This is a genomic window from Mesotoga sp. HF07.pep.5.2.highcov, assembly GCF_003666285.1.
Taxonomy (GTDB): domain Bacteria; phylum Thermotogota; class Thermotogae; order Petrotogales; family Kosmotogaceae; genus Mesotoga; species Mesotoga prima.
Map to the genome: position 1 here is coordinate 1 of NZ_JFHJ01000527.1, position 5075 is coordinate 5075.

General features: G+C 44.1%; 4 protein-coding genes and 4 pseudogenes. 7 read left to right on the forward strand and 1 reads right to left on the reverse strand.

Annotated elements, in window-relative coordinates; translation table 11 throughout:
• The 6 genes and pseudogenes from BG32_RS11215 to BG32_RS17165 form a co-directional block, all read left to right on the forward strand.
• A pseudogene (locus BG32_RS11215) lies at positions 1-299 on the forward strand (alanine--glyoxylate aminotransferase family protein); the annotation flags it as partial.
• Positions 299-1221 (forward strand): annotated as a pseudogene (locus BG32_RS11220) (hydroxyacid dehydrogenase). The pseudogenes BG32_RS11215 and BG32_RS11220, both read left to right, overlap by 1 nt.
• Positions 1222-1253: 32 nt before the next feature.
• Entirely contained in the window at positions 1254-1433 is a 180-nt protein-coding gene (locus BG32_RS11225) for a ferredoxin (RefSeq protein ID WP_006487411.1), read from the forward strand.
• A 243-nt stretch (positions 1434-1676) separates the two neighbouring features.
• Positions 1677-2966: pseudogene (locus BG32_RS11230) on the forward strand (DnaA N-terminal domain-containing protein); the annotation flags it as partial.
• Positions 2967-3122: 156 nt separating this feature from the next.
• Positions 3123-3320 (forward strand): hypothetical protein, encoded by a 198-nt coding sequence (locus BG32_RS11235; RefSeq protein ID WP_006487419.1) that lies wholly within the window; start codon positions 3123-3125, stop codon positions 3318-3320.
• A gap of 80 nt (positions 3321-3400) precedes the next feature.
• A pseudogene (locus tag BG32_RS17165) lies at positions 3401-3505 on the forward strand (FMN-binding protein); the annotation flags it as partial.
• Between the two features lie 110 nt (positions 3506-3615).
• Here the strand turns inward: BG32_RS17165 and BG32_RS11245 are convergent.
• Complete coding sequence (locus BG32_RS11245) at positions 3616-4095, reverse strand: hypothetical protein (RefSeq protein ID WP_006487421.1); 480 nt, start codon at positions 4093-4095, stop codon at positions 3616-3618.
• Between the two features lie 188 nt (positions 4096-4283).
• Between BG32_RS11245 and BG32_RS11250 the strand changes: the two genes are divergently transcribed.
• Positions 4284-5075 (forward strand): DUF1175 family protein (locus BG32_RS11250; RefSeq protein ID WP_121526843.1); only part of this gene is annotated, 792 nt, incomplete at its 3' end.

A 5075-nucleotide genomic window follows, 5' to 3' on the forward strand; every position in this document is an offset into this window, starting at 1 on the left:
TGGAGCTTTTCTCCAAGAGGCCGGGAAATGTGCTTACTTCTGTCAAGGTGCCTGAAGGTGTCGACGGAGGCAAAATAGTCTCCATAATGAGAGACGAATATGGAGTAACGATAGCCGGCGGACAGGGTTCGATGAAAGGAAATATCTTCAGGATAGCCCACCTCGGGTATATGTCGGACTACGATGTCATTATTGCCCTGACATCTCTCGAGAAAGTCCTCAGAAGGCTAGGGTTCAAGGTGGAGTACGGAACCGGAGCAAGAGTTGCTATGGAGATTTTCGAGAAGGAGGGCGCTTGATGCTTAGACTACACGCTAACGATCCTCTCGACAAGGATGCAATGAAGATCCTTGAGGACAGCAAGCTTTTCGAGATAACTGCTGAGCATCTAGATAAAGATGAGTTGCTTAAGAAGATGCCCGAAATAGAGATCTTGGTCGTGAGAAGTGCAACGAAGGTAACCTCTGAGGTGATCGATGCAGGAAAGAAGCTAAAGTTGATTGCAAGGGCCGGAGTTGGACTGGACAATGTTGACGTTGAGGCTGCGAAAAGGCACAACATAATGGTTAGAAACACACCCGGAGCCAACGCCATCTCGGTGGCCGAACTCACTTTCGGTTTGCTTCTAAGCCTTGTAAGGCACATTCCAAGAGGTACGTACGGCATCAAGGAAGGGAAGTGGGAAAAGAAGGAACTGAAAGGTACAGAGATATTCGGCAAGACGATTGGTCTTATAGGATTTGGGGCAATAGGCCGAGAAGTCGCGAAGAGGGCTATTGCTTTTGGAATGAATGTCTGTGCTTATGATCCATTTGTGAAGGAAACCGAGATGGAAATTGAACTTGTTTCTTCACTGGATTCTCTATTCGATAAATCAGATGTCATCTCGCTCCACATTCCTTTAACAGCCGAAACGAAACACATTGTTGGTGAAAAAGAGATCTCAGCGATGAAAGACGGCGTTATCATCATTAACACAAGCGAGGGGGAACGATAGATGAGCAGGCCCTATATAACGGGTTAGTTTCTGGAAAGGTTTCCGGAGCTGCCCTGGATGTTTTTGAAGTAGAGCCCCCCTCTGACGAACTTAGAAGGAAATTGATCGGGTTGGGTAATGTGATATGTGTTCCTCATGTTGGAGCAAGCACGACTGAAGGTCAGAAAAGGGTTGGCCTTGAAATGGCCAAGATTATCGTAGAAGAATGCAAGAGCATGATATAATTCACATGATTTTTCTGGTGGAGGTGTAAACGTTGAAGGTTTACGTGGACAAAGATACTTGTATTGGATGTGGAGTTTGCGAGGGAATCTGTCCCGAGGTTTTCAAAATGAATGATGATGGAAAGGCCGAGGTTATTGTTCCCGAGACGGAAGCGGCTTGTGCTCAGGATGCTGCAGACTCCTGTCCAGTTCAGGCAATAAAAGTAGAATAGTTTCCAATTCTTAACGTTCACATGTAGGGGCAGACAAATGATCTGCCCCTTTCTATAGTGGAACACAAAATTTGTCTATTTTTTCTGAGTGTTAAGTCTGATATAGTAGTAATTGCTTCGGAAAGATTTATTGTAAATATTTCCTATTTTGCGGTTCGCTTCAGGGTTATAGCATTATTCCGTGGAGGTCGTTGTGTCTAATTCTATTATAAGCACTTTGAAGAAGAAGGTCTCAAAGAAAACGTGGGACAACTGGTTCTCCACATTTGAGTTGAAGGCAGTCGAAGATGAAAGGGTCGTTTTCTCGGTCGCCAACCTGTTCATCAAGGACTGGCTTCAGACAAAATATGGAGCTGTCATTTCCGATTCTATAGCCGAGATTCTCGGCAGGCGAGTCTCTTTTGAAATTGTGTACAAGAACAAGGAGACTCCCTCTGTAGATTCGACCAGCGACCAGATATCCGGTTCTCTGTTGAAGAGAAAGCCTCTGATGATTTCAAATCTAAATCCAGAGTATACGTTCAGTAACTTCGTTGTGGGAAGTGAAAACAAAGCCCTCTATGAAGTGGCGCTGGACGTAACCCAGAATCCGGGGAAGTATAATCCTTCTTTGTCTATGGGGGAGTGGGATTGGGAAAGACTCATCTTCTGCAGGCAATAGCTCAGGAGACCATGAGCAACTTTCCTGACAAGAAGGTTCTCTACATAACAAGCGAACAGTTCATGAACGACATGATTCAGTCGATAAAAGAGAACAACATTCAGAAGTTCAGAGATCATTACAGGAAGAAATCCGATATCCTTCTGATAGACGATATTCAGTTTCTAATAGGCAAGAAAGGTGTCCAGAATGAGTTTTTCCATTCCTTCAATGAACTTCACGATTCGGGGAAACAGTTGATAATCTGCTCCGACAGAAATCCCGAGGAGTTAGAGACATTCCACAGCAGGCTTAAGTCAAGGTTCCAGATGGGAATGCTGATGTCAATTCAAGAACCCCGCCCATCTACCAGGTTTCATATTGCCAAGCAGCTTGCTCAAAGGGAATCCGTATCTCTCCCGGATGATGTTGCCAAAGTTCTCGCGGACAACATCGATGGTAACCTCAGAAGATTGCGTGGAGCAATTATAAAACTGATTGTACACAGTAGTGTCTTTAGATCACAGATAGATCTATCTCTGGCAACCCAGATTCTCCAGTCTTTCACTGGCTCGATAAACGTTCCAGCATTCCAGAGACCGATTGACCAGATCTACTCCGCTATTGAGAAGACGATGAAGGTTACTAAGAAAGAAATCGAATCGGGGAGCAGGAGCAAGGACATTGTTCTTGCGAGGCAGTTAACTATGTACATTCTGAAGAATCATTTTGGTAAGCAAGTAACTGAAATAGCGCGTGAAACCGGGAAACAGCACTCAACGGTGATACACTCACTGAAGAAGATCGACAAGAGTGTAATGATGGGCAAGGGAGCAACAAAACTCCTGTACGACGATGTCATCGGGATAATAACTTCAAATTCGGCCGCAGTATGAAATTTCGTTATGCTGCCAGATCTCTTTCAACTTTTCTTGTCAAGCCAACTAATCCGGACAACCTTAATCTGAATATTTCTTTGTGGAAATTCCACCACTCTTTATCCAACAGATAGTAGATTCAGTGAAATTTACTTAGTCTGGAAGGTAAGAATGAAATATGCAGTTAGTTTCTTGCTATTCTTGGTATCTGCAGCTACGATCATCGGGACAATTTCCGACTCTCAGGCAAGCAGACTTCGAGAATCGATGAATGAGAAGTCAGGAGCATTTCCAAACATGGTTGATGGAGTCTTTGCCGTAAGTGAAGGATGTATAAGTCTGGAGGTGATAGATTCCAGTAGAGAATAATCGAAATACGAATACTCAAGAATCAATCGGATAGATATGACATAAGAGCTTAAGGAACTGCGGATAGAGTACTTGAAGCACAGAGTCCCGATGTTGATTTGGTTACTGGAGCTACAACCCCAAGCGAGTCTATCGTTGCGGCGGTCAAAAACGCACTAGATGAGGCTTCTTCATTTCCCAAATAATGGTGCATCTATCGTTACAGTTCTCGATGTATCCCACTAACAGTCCCAGAACAGAATGAGATTCAGCGGTGGAACCGTAATTGCCGAGAGCCTTCCTTTAAGTTTGAATCTTACATCTCTGCAGGTTCGAAAAGGCTCAGTATCGGATTGTTTCTTTCCCCACAAATCTGCCAATGATTATCTATTCCCGATAACAGAATACTTCCCTCTCCGATGTCGTAATACCTCTTTCCTTCGTAAGAATACTCGAGTGTAAAAGAGACCGTCATGGTTGCTTCCAGAGAATCTCTAAGGGTTTCTTCAGAGTGCAGTTCTATACTTATGTCTTCGTAGAGCTCGAAAAAGTCCGAGTAGAAAGAGGCAAGGCTGTGCTTCGGAAGAATTCTGCCGGAGGGATTACCCGGAGTAGCCACCCACACCTCTTCTGAGTAGAGTTCAATAATTCTGTCTTCCTTGGCTCTGTTTATTTCGCGCTCCAGTTTGGTTAGGACACTCTCCGGTCTGGCCAGCACATAGTTAATGCATCCGGAAGTAAGGATAGATAATGAAATCAGCGAAAGCAAAAGAAAGATGAAATTTCTTCTCGACAAAGCTTCACCCCCAGGTTAATCTTCTCCTCATATGATAGCAGATCGACAGGCCTAACTATCCTATGTTCTTGGAGAATCGTATGAATTAGAGATCTGTAAGATGAACTTGTGGAGAGTCGAACAAAATCATCACTCGGAAGTCTTACAGGTGGTAAGCTAGTCTAGCGGTTCTGTGAGGAGATTAGTCTATGAGAATGAACATTGCTTATCTTTTCCTGGTAATCTTGACTACTGTTGTTCTATCTGCAACCTTTCTGAACTTCAAAGACGACTACTCGAACATAAGAGTGCAGACGTCAGATGTAAGAAGGGGTGAGTCTTTTTCCATTTCAGTCCCCAAATCCACCTATGAAAGATCTACTCTTTCATATGTAAGGGGTGCAACACTAGAAAGTTTCTACAGCGATTCTGATCTCGTGACATATTCTTTCTGCGCTGATGACAAGAATGCGGTCATTGTTGTTGATTTCAAGGGCCTGTTCAGAGCCAGCAAAACCCTTTCCTTGGAGTTCAATGATTTCGTTGACAGTAATTCCGACGGTTTCCCTGATAAACTGGTGCTTGACTGTGAAGACGCCGAGAACTTCAGAGCATGGTTTGTGAACATTGCTGCCTACCAGGTTATTGAGTTCTCAAATAACTGGAAATCCGAAGAAAGAGATTGTAGCGGGCTGATCAGATTCGCCGCCAGAGAAGCTCTTAAGACGCACGACGAAGAGTGGTTTTCCGAGACAGCCGTAGACTATGATCTGTGGCGTGAGAAGACTGGAATTGATCTGCGAAAGATTCCGGACGTTAGAGAGTATAACTACCCAGATATCCCGATACTGAGAAACAGAATCTTCATAAGCAACGACGGAGCCTTCACTTACTTTGCCGATGCTTACAACCTGGTTCGTAGTAGTATGGTATTTAAGGGTAGGGATCTGGGAGCAGCAAGACCTGGCGACATAATTTTCTTCCATCATCCTTCGCCGTCA